Consider the following 15,000-nt stretch of genomic DNA (forward strand, 5'->3'; position numbering starts at 1 on the left):
CAAAGCCTGTGCAAAAACCTGTGGGAGCGGGCAAGCCCGCGAAAGGGCCGATACTGGCAATAGATTTACTTCAACCCGACACAGCCCCCTGCCACTGATTCTGGTCAACCTGGATCAAAGTCGGCCCCTTGCGCTCCACTGCCTGCCCCAACGCCACCTGCAGCTGCGCCACATCTGCCACCTGCTCCGCCGCCGCGCCCAGGGCCCGCGCCACACCGATGAAGTCCGGCGTATGGATATCCACCCCGACTGGCTCGATGGTCCGGTTGACCATGTACTTCTTGATTTCCTCGTACCCGTGGTTGTTCCACAGCAGCACGATCAGCGGCACCTGCGCTTCCACCGCGCTGGCCAGCTCCGGCAAGGTGAACTGCAAACCGCCATCACCAATCAGGCACACCGCAGGGGCACGCTCACCGACCTGCTCCGCGCTGCCCAGCCAGGCGCCCATGGCCGCCGGCAATGCGTAACCCAAGGTGCCGTAGCCGGTCGATGCGTTAAACCAACGGCGTGGCTGGTCCATGTCCAGGGTCAGGTTGCCGGTGTACACCGGCTGGGTCGAATCGCCCACCAGAATGGCATTGGGCAGACGCTCGAGAATCGCACTCAGCAGACGCGTCTGGCTCAAGGTCGGCTGGTCCCAACCCGCCGCCAGTGCCTGGCGCAGCTTGGCCACCCGGGCCTCGCCCCACGTGCTCTCACGCACGGATTGCGGCAGCGCCTGCAAGGCACCGAGCAGCGCCTCGGCGGCCAGTTCGGCATCGGCCACCAGCGACAGCGCCGGCAGGTAATTGCGCACGGTCTGGTCCGGGTCGATGTCGATGCGCAACAGGCTGCCCGGGATCTCGAAACCACCTTTGAAGGTGACGTCATAGTCTGTTTCGGCCAGTTCGGTGCCGATCGCCAGCACCACATCGGCCTCGGCCACCAGCGCCCGTGTAGCTGGCAGTGACTGGGTCGAGCCGATCTGCAGGGGGTGGCTGGCCGGCAGCAGCCCCTTGGCATTGATGGTCAGCGCCACCGGCGCCTGCAGCTGTTCGGCCAGGCGCGCCAGCGCAGCGCCCGCGGCCAATGCACCACCCCCGGCCAGGATCAATGGCCGCCTTGCATTGGCCAGGCGCTCGGCCATCTGCGCCACGGCCTGCGGCGCTGCCCCTGCCCGGCTACTGCGCACCACGCGCCCCGGCAGCAGGTGATCGGCCGGTTCGACCAGCACGTCGAGCGGGATCTCGATATGCACCGGGCGCGGTCGGGCGCCTTCGAACACGGCGAATGCCCGAGCCAGCACCTGCGGCAGGTCATCGGCACTCATCAGGGTGTGGGAAAACGCCGCCACACCCGACACCAGCGCGGCCTGGTTGGGCAACTCATGCAGCTTGCCACGGCCACCGCCCAGCTGGTCGCGGGATTGCACGCTGGAAATCACCAGCATCGGGATCGAGTCGGCATAGGCCTGGCCCATGGCGGTGGTGATGTTGGTCATCCCCGGGCCGGTGATGATGAAGCACACCCCCGGTTTACCGCGGGTCCGCGCATAGCCGTCGGCCATGAACCCGGCACCCTGCTCGTGGCGCGGGGTGACATGGCGGATGGACGAACCCGCCAGGCCGCGGTAGAGCTCCACGGTATGTACACCAGGAATGCCGAAGACATGGTCAACACCATAGCCTTCAAGGAGTTTTACCAGTACTTCGCCGCAGGTCGCCATTGGGTTTCACCGTGAATCTTGGTTGGGTTATGCCCCTATTGGACCCAGCCACGGCTATCGCCACAATGCAAAAAAACACATACTAGCCATGTCCTGCAATCATGGCTCAGCACAATGAAACGCCTCCCGCCCCTGCCCGCCCTGCATACCTTCCTGGTCACTGCCCAGCACTGCAATTTCACCCGTGCCGGGCAGCAGTTGCATATCACCCAGGGCGCCGTCAGCCGGCAGATCGCGGCCCTCGAAGAGCATCTGGGCTATGCCTTGTTCCAGCGCCAGGCCCGTGGGTTGAGCCTGACCCGTGAAGGCCAGGACTGGCTGCCAAGGGTGCAACAGGTATTTGCGCTGATTGAACAAGGGGTGCGCGAGGTGGGTGGGCGCAGCACTACCTTGCAGCTCAAGGCACCGACCTGCGTGATGCGCTGGCTGCTGCCACGCCTGATGGAATGGCAGGCGCTACGCCCGGATGTACCGGTGGAGCTGACCACCACGGTGCAACATGGAGTTGACTTTCGCCGCGAGGGTTTCGATGCGGCGGTGGTGTATGGCGATGCGCCGAACCACGGGCTGCGCGTGCGCAAGCTGTTCGATGAGCAGCTGACGCCGGTTTGCGCGCCGTCACTGCGCGAGGGGCCGGTGCCGTTGCAGCAGGTCGAGGACCTGGCGCGACACATGCTGCTGCACCCCTCGCGGAATGAGCATGACTGGCGGTTGTGGCTGCAGGCAGCCGGGGCAACGCTGGCCATTCAAGGCCCGAAGCAGCATTTCGAGACGCTGGACATGGCAATGGCCATGGCCTCGCAGGGCACCGGTGTGGCCATCGGCGACTGGTCGCTGATCGGCGATGACTTGCGCGGGGGGCGGTTGTGCATGCCGTTTGCGCTGAAGGTGATGACCGGCAAGGGGTATTACCTGGTGAGCCAGGCCAAGAGCTTGCCGGCGGGGTTGGGGGAGTTGCTGGATTGGCTGGAACACCAGGCCAGCCAGTGAGGGCCTCTTCGCGGGCACGCCCGCTCCCACAGGTACAGCACAGATTCCAAGACCTTTGCTTTACCTGTGGGAGCGGGCGTGCCCGCGAAGCAGGCGACTCAATAGCCGACAGTGAAACGCTGCCGCGAATGCGCCGGCTTTTCCAGTTCGTCGAGCATGGCAATCGCGTAATCGGCAAAGGTGATCCAGCTCTTGCCATCCGCGCCGATCAACAGATGATCCTTGCCCAGCTTGTAATGCCCGCTGCGCTCACCTTCAACGAACTCCGCCGACGGCGACAGGAAGGTCCAGTCCAGGTTCGGCTCCCGTTGCAACGCTTCCAGAAAACGCACCCCGGCAGTGGCCTCGGCCTTGTATGCCTCGGGGAAGTCCGGGCTGTCGATCACCCGATGCCCAGACGGCAGCAACAGGCTGCCGGCCCCACCTACCACCAGCAGGCGCCTGACCCTGGCCCGCTTGACCGGCTCGATGATGGCGTGTGGCTCGATGGTCGAGAAATGCGCCGCACTCAGCACCGCATCCACACCCGCGACCGCCGCTTGCAGGGCTGCGCTGTCCTTGGCATCCAGCGCCTTGACGGTCACCCCCTCCCGCCCCTGCAACCGCGACGGGTCGCGGGCGATGGCCAGCACACTGTGACCACGGCGCAGGGCCTCCTCCAGCAACTGGCTGCCAGCGCGGCCGGTGGCACCGATGATTGCAATCTTGCTCATGGGATACTCTCCATCAGTTGAACGGAACTACCACTTCATCTCGCCCTTGGCGACCTTGGCCCCCAGCTCCAGCGAGCTTTCATCGGCCAGGCTCGGGTAACGTCGCTTCATCGCCGCGATCAACGCACCGGCGTCTTTCGCCTGGGCGGTCTCGGCATCGAAGTCACGAATGTAGTTCGCCGTGAAATGCACGGCCTCCAGCGATCGACTGCTGCCCCCCAGGTAATGTCCGGGGATGACCGTACGCGGCGCCAGCGCTTCGATGTGCGCCAGGGTGCCGAGCCAGTCGGCGTGGGACTTGGTCGTTTGCGTGTCGGCCATCCACACATGAATGTTCTCCGACACCACCACGCCACCGACCACCGCCTTGATCGACGGGATCCACACAAAACTGCGGTCAGGTTGCGAGCCGTCGAGGCCGACCACCTCAAGGTCCTGCCCTTCCAGCGTCAGGCGGTTGCCTTCGAGCACCTGTGGCAGCACCAGCCGCGCCGGCTTGTCCGCGCCCATCTGCGGGCCCCAGTAGGCCAGCTTGGCATCCTTGGTCTGGCGGATATGGGCAACCGTGGCGGCCGACGCCAGCACCTTGGCGTCCGGGAAGGCCTGGGTCAGGGTATCCAGGCCGAAGTAGTAGTCCGGGTCGCCATGGCTGATGTAGATAGTGGTCAGCTGCTTGCCGCCTGCCCGCAGGCGCTGCACCAGCTGCTCGGCCTGGGCCTTGCCGAACTGGGCATCGACGAGGATGGCGTCGTGCTCGCCGCTGACGATCACCGAACTGACCGGGAAGATCGCCTCATGCCCGGGGTTGTAAACCTCCAGCCGCAAGGGGTCGGCAGCCAGCGCCGGGCCGGCCAGGGTCACACAGGCCAGCAGCAGGCCACGCAGAGGAGTGAAAAGAGACATCGCAAACGCCCGTCAGATGAACAATGCCCAACAGCTTAGTTGCCTAATCCGTGACAAAAAATGCGATGCTCGAACATAGTTTGTTTCTGAAACCGGGCAAATCATGGACCGTCTCAACGCCATGCGCGTTTTCGTCACCGTCGTCGACCTGGGCAGCCAGTCGGCGGCGGCGGATCATCTGCAACTGTCCCGGCCGGTGGTTTCGCGCTACCTGGCAGAGCTGGAAGACTGGGTTGGCGCACGGCTGATGCAGCGCACCACACGCAAGCTCAGCCTCACCGCCGCCGGCCAGGAAACCCTGCCCCGCTGCCGGCAATTGCTGGAATTGGCTGGCGACCTGCAGGCCGCGGTGCAGCAGCCGGATGACGCGCCCAAGGGCGCGCTGCGCATCAGCGTCAGCACCTCATTCGGCCAGGCCCAACTGGTGGATGCTGTGGCCGATTACGTCCGACGCTACCCTGGGGTGAAGGTGGAACTACAGATGCTCGATCGCACGGTCAACCTGGTGGACGAGCGCATCGACCTGGCCATACGCACCAGCAATGACCTGGACCCCAACCTGATCGCCCGGCGCCTGAGCGTATGCCGCTCGGCTGTGTGTGCGGCACCGGCCTACCTGCGCGAGCACGGCACGCCGCAACGGGTCGAGGAACTGAGCCGGCACAACTGCCTGACACATGCCTACTTCGGCCACAGCCTGTGGCATTTCGAGGTAGCCGGCCAGCAAGTCGCCGTGCCAGTGGCGGGGAACATCAGTGCCAACGAGGCGATGACACTGCAGAAGGCGGCGCTGGCCGGCGCAGGTATCGCCATGCTGCCGACCTACCAGGCCGCGCAGGCCCTGCGCCGGGGTGAACTGGTGCGCCTGCTGCCCGAAGCCAGGCCACGCGAGCTGAACCTGAATGCGGTATACACCTCACGCAAGCACATGCCGGCGACCTTGCGCAGCATGCTGGATTTTCTTGTGCAGCGGTTCAAGGACGAACCGGAGTGGGATCAGGACTTGTAAGGCCGCTCCTACAGGGATGGCACTGTCACTCCTCGACGCTCATGTACTCCTTGGCCCAGCGGATGTAGTCCTCGGGCTGGGTGTAGGTGTGCGAGAGTTCGGTGGCGCTGAGGTTTTCCGACTTGTTCTGCTGGCCGCGCTGCAGCCGCAGGCAATCGTAGGTGGCCTTGATGGCGGCAAAGTAGGCCGCGTGACCATCGACGACGATGCGCACGCCCAGGCGTGCCAGGCGCTCGTCGTCACGCAGGTTCGGGTTGCCGTAGGTCACCAGCATCAATGGCACCGTCAGGTGCTCGGCAATCTGCTCGAGTTGCTCGAAGTCCTTCACCCCCACCATGCAGATGCCATCGGCTCCGGCCTTCTGGTAGCTCTGGGTACGCACGATGATTTCTTCGGTGGTGAGCACGCCAGCGTTGGTCCGGGCAATGATCGACAGCGACGAATCGACCCGTGCCTCCAGCGCCGCACGGATCTTGCCTACGCCCTCTTCAACCGGGATCAGGTCGGTGGACTTGCGCCCGAACTGGGCAGGCAGCAGGGTGTCCTCGATGGTCAGCGCAGCCACGCCGGCGCGCTCCAGTTCGATGACCGTGCGCATGACGTTCAGCGCGTTGCCATAGCCATGGTCGGCGTCAGCCAGCACCGGCAGTTGTGCCACACGACCAATACGGGTGGCCTGCTCGACGAACTCGCTGAGGGTGATCAGGGCGAAGTCCGGTGCAGCCAGTACCTGCAGCGAAGCGACGGAGCCACCGAGGATGCCGACCTCGAAGCCCAGGTCTGCGGCAATGCGTGCCGACATCGGGTCGAACACCGATGCGGTGTGATAACAGGAACCTGAAGCGAGCAGCTCGCGGAAGGCAAAACGCAGATCTTGATGGGAAGCCTTGGGCATGATCACTCCGCAAAATAAGTTGAAATTCGAACGGTAACTACCGACCCCTGTAATCGGGTCTACCTGGCCTGTTCCAACCGTCGCCATCTGGGCGGTCATGCTCGACATGCAGGCAGAGGAATAAAAGGTGTGGGAGACAGCGGCGCAAAAACCTGCGGCATAATGTTGCACCAAGGTGGTGCAAAGCCCCGATTTTCAGCCTCTGTGGCATACCAACGATATCACGCAGCCATGCAGCACTGAACGAATGCGCCAATGCCGATCTTGCATAGGGGATGCAGATAGTGGATAGGAAGCTACCTAACTCAGGTTACAATTTCGGGGCCCCTTCGCGGGCACGCCCGCTCCCACAGGTACACCACAGCCTTCAAGCCCTGTGTTGTACCTGTGGGAGCGGGCGTGCCCGCGAAGAGGCCTCAACCGATAAACAAGGTATCCCCGTGACCGCCGCCCTGCCCCCCACCACCCTGCGCAACGTGCTCACCGCCCTGATGCTGGCGATCTTCCTCGGCGCCCTGGACCAGACCATCGTTGCCGTCTCCCTGCCGGCGATCTCGGCGCAGTTCAACGATGTCGGCCTGCTGGCCTGGGTCATCTCCGGCTACATGGTGGCGATGACCGTGGCCGTGCCGATCTACGGCAAGCTGGGCGACCTGTACGGGCGGCGCAGGATGATCCTCACCGGCATCAGCCTGTTCACCCTGGCCTCGATCGCCTGCGCCCTGGCCCAGGACATGCAACAGCTGGTGCTGGCCCGGGTACTGCAGGGCATCGGTGCCGGTGGCATGGTCTCGGTGAGCCAGGCGATCATCGGCGACTTCGTACCCCCACGAGAGCGCGGCCGCTACCAGGGATACTTCAGCAGCATGTACGCGGTGGCCAGTGTCGCCGGCCCGGTGCTGGGCGGCTGGTTGACCGAATACCTGTCATGGCGCTGGGTGTTCTGGATCAACCTGCCGCTGGGGCTGGTTGCACTGTGGGCGATCCGCCGCGCCCTCGGCGGCATGCCGGTGCAGCGCCGCGAGGCGCAGGTGGATTACCTGGGTGCCGTTTTGCTGATTCTCGGCCTGGGTAGCCTGTTGCTGGGCATTACCCTGGTCGGCCAGGGCCACGCCTGGGTCGACCAGGCCGTGCTGGCCTTGTTCGCCTGCGCCGCGCTGGGCTTGATGCTGTTCATCGCCCATGAGCGCCGCTGCCCGGAGCCGCTGCTGCCGCTCGGCCTGTTCGGCAATCGCGTGGCGGTGCTGTGCTGGGGCGTGATCTTCTTCGCAAGCTTCCAGTCGATCTCCCTGACCATGCTTATGCCGTTGCGCTACCAGGGCATCACCGGTGCCGGCGCCGACAGTGCTGCCCTGCACCTCCTGCCGCTGGTGATGGGGCTGCCCATGGGTGCCTTCACCGGCGGGCGCATGACTAGTCTGACCGGGCGCTACAAGCCGCAGATTCTGGCCGGCGCACTGCTGATGCCACTGGCCATTTTCGCCATGGCGCTGACCCCGCCGCAGTCGGTCTTGCTCAGTGCACTGTTCATGCTGCTGACCGGCATCGCTTGCGGGCTGCAGTTTCCGACCTCGCTGGTAGGCACACAAAGCGCGGTGGACAGCAAGGACATCGGCGTGGCCACCAGCACCACCAACCTGTTCCGCTCGCTAGGTGGGGCCATGGGGGTGGCGTGCATGTCCAGCCTGCTGCTGGCGCTGCTGCACCAGGGCGGGTTCGAGTCGCTGGGTAATCCGTTGCTGGGGAGCCTGAAGGCCGGTGAAGTGGACCTGGTGACACAGGGGCGGTTGCTCGAGACGTTCCGGCAGTTGTTGATGGGGAGTGCCGGGGTAGCCGTGCTGGGACTGTTTGCAGCGTTTGCATTGCCCGACCGGCAACTGCGCGGACGCTAGAAGCTACGCGATTTCTGTGGGAGCGGCCTTGTGTCGCGAAAGGGCCGCGACGCGGCCCCAGGATTTCAGCAGTGATGCACAAATTGCCGGGGCTGCTGCGCAGCCCTATCGCGACACAAGGCCGCTCCCACAGGATCTGTGATTTGTTCAAGGTCATCCGGAAGCATTAATCCCCCCTTAACACAAAGGGGTAACACTCCCTCACAATCCTTAACAAAGTGTCATTTGCGCAGAGCCGGGCTCAAGCGCAGCATATCCAGCCCGGTGTCGACCCATTTTTCGACATCCTTCAACAAATCGACACTGTCAGGCAGCAACAGCCAGCGCCCGATCAGGCCATCGACATAGGCGAACATGGCCACCGCCGCGCGCTCGACATCAAGCTCGCCTGGCAACTGGCCCCGGCGCACGGCATTGGCCAACGCCAGGGTGATGCCCTTGTGGCAATCCAGCACAGCAGCCTGGCGCTGCTGGCGAATTTCACACATGTCATCGGTGAACTCGCACTTGTGATGCAGGATTTCGTTGATACGCCTGGTTCGGGCATCGAGCACCAGCTCGTTGAACACTTGCAGCAACAGCTTGCGCATGCAGCCAAGCGGGTCCACTTCGTCCTCGCTTTCGCTCGCCCGCGCCAGGTGGTCATGGGTTTCATGCAGGCTGTCGAGCAACGCCTGCACCAACTCGGCCTTGTTGTTGAAATGCCAGTAGATCGCTCCTCGCGTCACACCCGCCAGTTCGGCGATGTCGGCCAGGGTGGTTCGCGCAACCCCGCGCTTGTAGAAGGCCTTTTCCGCCGCCTCGATGATCTGGGCGCGGGTTTCCTGGGCTTCTTCTTTGGTTCGACGGACCATGGCAGTACAAACCTCATCTGCCCCGAACGCGCGGCGCGTGCGGGGAACACTCCGGGGGCACCTCTGCAGGGTGCCTCGCGGGGGAGCTAATCAAGAGCTGTGGCAGTACCCGAGTACAACCCAGCGGTATTTACAAACAACCATGAATGTAAGTATATTCCTTAGCAAGCTATTTATCCACCGGATAGCAATTTTTCCAGATCAAGACTCTTCCATTACTCTTGAGCGTCTCCCAGCTCCAGCGACCCGAGGATCCTCATGCAATTCAAGCCAGCCGTTACCGCTCTGGTTTCCGCCGTCGCCCTGGCAACCCTGCTCAGTGGCTGTAAGAAAGAAGAAGCAGCGCCAGCGGCGCAGGCTCCTCAGGTCGGCGTCGTGACCATCCAGCCCCAAGCCTTCACCCTGACCTCGGAATTGCCGGGGCGTACCACTGCCTACCGCGTCGCCGAAGTGCGCCCGCAGGTCAACGGCATCATCCTCAAGCGCCTGTTCAAGGAAGGCAGTGAGGTCAAGGAAGGCCAGCAGCTGTACCAGATCGACCCTGCCGTGTACGAAGCCAACCTGGCCAATGCCCAGGCCAACCTGCAGGCCACCCGCTCGCTGGCCGAGCGCTACAAGCAGCTGATCGACGAACAGGCTGTCTCCAAGCAGGAATACGACGACGCCAATGCCAAACGATTGCAGGCCGAGGCTTCGCTCAAAAGCGCGCAGATCGACCTGCGCTACACCAAGGTCCTGGCACCGATCAGCGGCCGTATCGGCCGTTCTTCGTTCACCGAAGGTGCACTGGTGAGCAATGGCCAGGCCAACGCCATGGCCACCATCCAGCAACTCGACCCGATCTACGTCGACGTCACCCAGTCCACCGCCGAACTCCTCAAGCTGCGCCGTGACCTGGAAAGCGGCCAGCTGCAGAAGGCCGGCGACAACGCCGCCTCGGTGCAGCTGGTGCTGGAAGACGGCAGCCTGTTCAAGCAGGAAGGCCGCCTGGAGTTCTCCGAAGTCGCGGTCGACGAGACCACCGGCTCGGTCACCCTGCGCGCCCTCTTCCCCAACCCCGATCACACCCTGCTGCCAGGCATGTTCGTGCATGCGCGGCTCAAGGCCGGGGTCAACGCCAACGCCATCCTGGCCCCGCAACAGGGCGTGACCCGCGACCTGAAAGGCGCGCCGACCGCACTGGTGGTCAACCAGGAGAACAAGGTCGAACTGCGCCAGCTCAAGGCCAACCGTACCCTGGGCAGCGACTGGCTGATCGAGGAAGGCCTGAACCCGGGTGACCGCCTGATCACCGAAGGGCTGCAGTACGTGCGCCCGGGCGTCGAGGTCAAGGTCAGCGAAGCCACCAACGTCAAGAAGCCGGCCAGCCCTGTTCAGGCCAACGCGGCGAAAGCAGACGCCAAAGCGGAGTAAACCATGTCGAAGTTCTTTATCGATCGCCCGATCTTCGCCTGGGTGATCGCCCTGGTGATCATGCTGGTCGGCGCCTTGTCGATCCTGAAGCTGCCGATCAACCAGTACCCCAGCATCGCGCCGCCGGCCATCGCCATCGCCGTGACCTACCCGGGCGCCTCGGCGCAAACCGTACAGGACACCGTGGTACAGGTGATCGAGCAGCAGCTCAACGGTATCGACAACCTGCGTTATGTGTCGTCGGAAAGTAACTCTGACGGCAGCATGACCATTACCGCCACCTTCGAGCAGGGCACCAACCCAGACACCGCGCAGGTGCAGGTGCAGAACAAGCTGAACCTGGCTACCCCGCTGCTGCCGCAGGAAGTGCAGCAGCAAGGTATCCGCGTCACCAAGGCAGTGAAGAACTTCCTTCTGGTGATCGGCCTGGTGTCCGAAGACGGCAGCATGACCAAGGACGACCTGGCCAACTACATCGTCTCCAACATGCAGGACCCGATCTCGCGTACCGCGGGTGTGGGTGACTTCCAGGTGTTCGGTGCGCAGTACGCCATGCGTATCTGGCTCGATCCGGCCAAGCTGAACAAGTTCCAGCTGACCCCGGTCGACGTCAAGACCGCCGTGGCCGCGCAGAACGTGCAGGTATCCTCCGGCCAGCTCGGCGGCCTGCCGGCCATGCCGGGTACCCAGCTGAACGCTACCATCATCGGCAAGACCCGCCTGCAGACTGCCGAGCAGTTCGAGAAAATCCTGCTCAAGGTCAACAGCGACGGTTCGCAGGTGCGTCTGGGTGATGTCGCCCAGGTTGGCCTGGGTGGTGAAAACTATGCCGTCAGCGCCCAGTTCAACGGCAAGCCGGCCTCCGGCCTGGCAGTTAAACTGGCTACCGGTGCCAACGCCCTGGACACCGCCAAGGCCCTGCGCCAGACCATCGCCGACCTGGAACCGTTCTTCCCGCCTGGGGTGAAAGCGGTATTCCCGTATGACACCACCCCGGTGGTCACCGAATCGATCAGTGGCGTTATCCACACCCTGATCGAAGCCGTGGTCCTGGTGTTCCTGGTGATGTACCTGTTCCTGCAGAACTTCCGCGCCACCATCATCACCACCATGACCGTACCGGTTGTGTTGCTGGGTACCTTCGGCATCCTTGCCGCTGCCGGCTTCAGCATCAACACCCTGACCATGTTCGCCATGGTCCTGGCCATCGGCTTGCTGGTGGACGACGCCATCGTCGTGGTGGAGAACGTCGAGCGGGTGATGTCCGAGGAAGGCTTGCCGCCCAAGGAAGCGACCAAGCGCTCGATGGAGCAGATCCAGGGTGCCCTGGTGGGTATCGCCCTGGTGCTGTCGGCGGTACTGCTGCCCATGGCGTTCTTCGGCGGCTCCACAGGTGTGATCTACCGGCAGTTCTCCATCACCATCGTCTCGGCCATGGGCCTGTCGGTGCTGGTGGCGCTCATCTTCACCCCGGCCCTGTGCGCCACCATGCTCAAGCCGCTGAAGAAGGGCGAGCACCATGTGGCCAAGCGCGGCTTCTTTGGCTGGTTCAACCGCAACTTCGACCGCAGCGTAACCGGCTACGAGCGCAGCGTGGGCACCATCCTGCGCAACAAGGTACCGTTCCTGCTGGCCTACGCGCTGATCGTGGTCGGCATGATCTGGCTGTTCGCCCGCATCCCTACCGCGTTCCTGCCGGAAGAAGACCAGGGCGTATTGTTCGCCCAGGTACAGACCCCGGCCGGCTCCAGTGCCGAGCGCACCCAGGTGGTGGTCGACCAGATGCGTGAGTACCTGCTCAGCGAAGAGGCCGACACCGTGGCTTCGGTGTTCACCGTCAACGGCTTCAACTTCGCCGGCCGTGGCCAGAGCTCGGGTATGGCATTCATCATGCTCAAGCCGTGGGATGAACGCTCCAAGGAAAACAGCGTGTTCGCCCTTGCCCAGCGCGCCCAGCAGCACTTCTTCACCTTCCGCGATGCGATGGTGTTCGCCTTTGCCCCGCCTGCGGTGCTCGAACTGGGTAACGCCACCGGCTTCGACGTGTTCCTGCAGGACCGCGGCGGTGTCGGCCATACCAAGCTGATGGAAGCGCGCAACCAGTTCCTGGCCAAGGCCGCGCAGAGCAAGATCCTCAGCGCCGTGCGCCCGAACGGCCTGAACGACGAGCCGCAGTACCAGCTGACCATCGATGACGAGCGTGCCAGCGCCCTGGGTGTGACCATCGCCGACATCAACAACACCCTGTCGATTGCCTTGGGTGCCAGCTACGTCAACGACTTCATCGACCGTGGCCGGGTCAAGAAGGTGTACATCCAGGGCGAGCCGAACGCGCGGATGAGCCCGGAAGACCTGCAGAAGTGGTACGTGCGCAATGGCGCCGGCGAAATGGTGCCGTTCTCCTCCTTCGCCAAGGGCGAATGGACCTACGGTTCGCCGAAGCTGTCGCGTTACAACGGCGTCGAGGCAATGGAAATCCTCGGTGCTCCGGCCCCGGGCTACAGCACCGGTGAAGCCATGGCCGAGGTCGAGCGCATTGCTGGCGAACTGCCAAGCGGCATCGGCTTCTCCTGGACCGGCATGTCCTACGAGGAAAAACTCTCCGGTTCGCAGATGCCGGCACTGTTCGCCCTCTCGGTACTGTTCGTGTTCCTGTGCCTGGCAGCCCTGTACGAAAGCTGGTCGATCCCGATCGCCGTGGTACTGGTAGTACCGCTGGGTATCATCGGTGCCCTGATCGCCACCAGCCTGCGCGGGTTGTCCAACGACGTGTACTTCCTGGTCGGCCTGTTGACCACCATCGGCCTGGCGGCGAAAAACGCCATTCTGATCGTCGAATTCGCCAAGGAACTGCACGAGCAAGGCCGCAGCCTGTACGACGCGGCGATCGAGGCGTGCCGCATGCGTCTGCGCCCGATCATCATGACCTCGCTGGCCTTCATCCTCGGCGTGGTACCGTTGACTATCGCCAGCGGCGCCGGCGCCGGCAGCCAGCATGCCATCGGTACTGGCGTGATCGGCGGCATGATCAGTGCGACCGTGCTGGCTATCTTCTGGGTACCACTGTTCTTCGTCGCAGTGTCGTCACTGTTCGGCAGCAAAGAGCCGGAAAAAGACGTCACCCCTGAAACTCCACGTTATGAGGCTGGGCAATGACCAAGTCTTTGTTGTCCCTGGCAGTAACCGCTTTCATTCTTGGCGGCTGCTCGCTGATCCCTGACTACCAGACCCCGGAATCGCCGGTGGCTGCGCAGTGGCCGCAAGGCCCGGCTTACTCGCCGACGCAGTCGGCGGAGGTTGCCGCCGCCGAACAGGGCTGGCGTCAGTTCTTCCACGACCCGGCCCTGCAGCAGCTGATCCAGACCGCGCTGGTGAACAACCGCGACCTGCGCGTTGCCGCGTTGAACATCGACGCCTACCGTGCGCAGTACCGCATCCAGCGTGCCGACCTGTTCCCTGCGGTTTCGGCCAACGGTAGCGGCAGCCGCCAGCGCGTACCGGCGAACATGTCGCAGACGGGCGAAGCGGGCATCACCAGCCAGTACTCGGCCACCCTGGGCGTCAGCGCCTATGAGCTGGACCTGTTCGGCCGCGTACGCAGCCTGACCGAGCAGGCCCTGGAAACCTACCTGTCCAGCGAACAGGCGCGTCGCTCCACGCAGATCAGCCTGGTGGCCAGCGTGGCCAACGCCTACTACACCTGGCAGGCCGACCAGGCGCTGTTCAAGCTGACCGAAGAAACGCTGAAGACCTACGAGGAAAGCTACAACCTCACCCGTCGCAGCAACGAAGTCGGCGTAGCCTCGGCACTCGACGTCAGCCAGGCGCGTACCGCCGTGGAAGGCGCCCGGGTCAAGTACTCGCAGTACCAGCGCCTGGTCGCCCAGGACGTCAACAGCCTGACCGTGCTGCTGGGCACCGGCATTCCCGCCGACCTGGCCAAGCCGCTGGAGCTCAATGCCGACCAACTGGCCGAAGTACCGGCCGGCCTGCCGTCGGACATCCTCCAGCGTCGCCCGGACATCCAGGAAGCCGAGCACCTGCTCAAGGCCGCCAATGCCAACATTGGCGCGGCCCGCGCAGCGTTCTTCCCGAGCATCAGCCTGACCGCCAATGCCGGCAGCCTGAGCCCCGACATGGGCCACCTGTTCTCGGGCGGCCAGGGCACCTGGCTGTTCCAGCCGCAGATCAACCTGCCGATCTTCAACGCCGGCAGCCTGAAGGCCAGCCTGGACTACTCGAAGATCCAGAAGGACATCAACGTCGCCAAGTACGAAAAGACCATCCAGACCGCGTTCCAGGAAGTCTCCGATGGCCTGGCGGCGCGCAAGACCTTCGAAGAGCAGCTGCAGGCGCAACGCGACCTGGTGCAGGCGAACCAGGACTACTACCGCCTGGCCGAACGCCGCTATCGCATCGGTATCGACAGCAACCTGACCTTCCTCGACGCGCAGCGCAACCTGTTCAGCGCCCAGCAGGCACTGATCGGCGACCGCTTGTCGCAGCTGACCAGCGAGGTCAACCTGTACAAGGCGCTTGGCGGTGGTTGGTACGAGCAGACCGGGCAGGCCAACAACCAGCAGGCAGCGGTGGAAGCACCGAAGAGCTGATTGAAGCTGTCAA

General features: G+C 63.8%; 11 protein-coding genes. 6 read left to right on the forward strand and 5 right to left on the reverse strand.

The features are described from left to right. Window positions 1-70: 70 nt before the first annotated feature. Window positions 71-1,708 carry a 5-guanidino-2-oxopentanoate decarboxylase gene (locus GEV38_RS22135; RefSeq protein WP_054571988.1) on the reverse strand — a complete coding sequence of 546 codons (1,638 nt, stop codon included), beginning with the start codon at window positions 1,706-1,708 and terminating at the stop codon, window positions 71-73. 114 nt (window positions 1,709-1,822) lie between these two features. On the opposite strand from GEV38_RS22135, the gene GEV38_RS22140 reads away from it, so the two are divergent. Beyond that, the gene (locus tag GEV38_RS22140; RefSeq protein WP_015271640.1) at window positions 1,823-2,698 is read left to right on the forward strand and encodes a LysR substrate-binding domain-containing protein; all 876 of its coding nucleotides are present in this window, start codon (window positions 1,823-1,825) and stop codon (window positions 2,696-2,698) included. A gap of 98 nt (window positions 2,699-2,796) precedes the next feature. Here the strand turns inward: GEV38_RS22140 and GEV38_RS22145 are convergent, their stop codons facing one another. Both GEV38_RS22145 and GEV38_RS22150 read right to left on the reverse strand, forming a co-directional pair. Next, complete coding sequence (locus tag GEV38_RS22145; RefSeq protein WP_015271641.1) at window positions 2,797-3,411, reverse strand: NAD(P)-dependent oxidoreductase; 615 nt, start codon at window positions 3,409-3,411, stop codon at window positions 2,797-2,799. A 27-nt stretch (window positions 3,412-3,438) separates the two neighbouring features. Then, window positions 3,439-4,314 (reverse strand): MBL fold metallo-hydrolase, encoded by an 876-nt coding sequence (locus tag GEV38_RS22150; protein ID WP_054571989.1) that lies wholly within the window; start codon window positions 4,312-4,314, stop codon window positions 3,439-3,441. A 103-nt stretch (window positions 4,315-4,417) separates the two neighbouring features. Between GEV38_RS22150 and GEV38_RS22155 the strand changes: the two genes are divergently transcribed. Next, window positions 4,418-5,323, forward strand: a complete 906-nt coding sequence (locus tag GEV38_RS22155) for a LysR family transcriptional regulator (protein WP_015271643.1) — start codon at window positions 4,418-4,420, stop codon at window positions 5,321-5,323. A 25-nt stretch (window positions 5,324-5,348) separates the two neighbouring features. Here GEV38_RS22155 and GEV38_RS22160 read toward each other — a convergent pair whose 3' ends face one another. Then, the gene (locus tag GEV38_RS22160; protein ID WP_003259571.1) at window positions 5,349-6,218 is read right to left on the reverse strand and encodes an oxaloacetate decarboxylase; all 870 of its coding nucleotides are present in this window, start codon (window positions 6,216-6,218) and stop codon (window positions 5,349-5,351) included. 440 nt (window positions 6,219-6,658) lie between these two features. Here GEV38_RS22160 and GEV38_RS22165 point away from each other — a divergent pair, with 440 nt between their 5' ends. Then, window positions 6,659-8,110: an MDR family MFS transporter gene (locus tag GEV38_RS22165; protein WP_054571990.1), complete on the forward strand. Its 1,452-nt coding sequence runs from the start codon at window positions 6,659-6,661 to the stop codon at window positions 8,108-8,110. Between the two features lie 221 nt (window positions 8,111-8,331). Here the strand turns inward: GEV38_RS22165 and ttgR are convergent, their stop codons facing one another. Then, complete coding sequence (gene ttgR / locus GEV38_RS22170) at window positions 8,332-8,964, reverse strand: efflux transport transcriptional regulator TtgR (protein ID WP_013974034.1); 633 nt, start codon at window positions 8,962-8,964, stop codon at window positions 8,332-8,334. A gap of 258 nt (window positions 8,965-9,222) precedes the next feature. On the opposite strand from ttgR, the gene ttgA reads away from it, so the two are divergent. The 3 genes from ttgA to GEV38_RS22185 are packed head-to-tail and all read left to right on the forward strand — an operon-like array spanning window position 9,223 to window position 14,987. Then, window positions 9,223-10,377, forward strand: a complete 1,155-nt coding sequence (ttgA, locus tag GEV38_RS22175; RefSeq protein WP_013974035.1) for a toluene efflux RND transporter periplasmic adaptor subunit TtgA — start codon at window positions 9,223-9,225, stop codon at window positions 10,375-10,377. 3 nt (window positions 10,378-10,380) lie between these two features. After that, complete coding sequence (gene ttgB, locus GEV38_RS22180) at window positions 10,381-13,533, forward strand: multidrug efflux RND transporter permease subunit TtgB (protein ID WP_015271645.1); 3,153 nt, start codon at window positions 10,381-10,383, stop codon at window positions 13,531-13,533. Beyond that, a complete protein-coding gene (locus GEV38_RS22185) occupies window positions 13,530-14,987 on the forward strand; it encodes an AdeC/AdeK/OprM family multidrug efflux complex outer membrane factor (protein ID WP_013974037.1) in 1,458 nt (485 codons plus the stop codon). The genes ttgB and GEV38_RS22185 overlap by 4 nt, the downstream gene beginning before the upstream one ends. Window positions 14,988-15,000: the final 13 nt, after the last annotated feature.

The sequence above is a fragment of the Pseudomonas sp. 13159349 genome (assembly GCF_013305685.1).
Lineage (GTDB): Bacteria > Pseudomonadota > Gammaproteobacteria > Pseudomonadales > Pseudomonadaceae > Aquipseudomonas > Aquipseudomonas asiatica.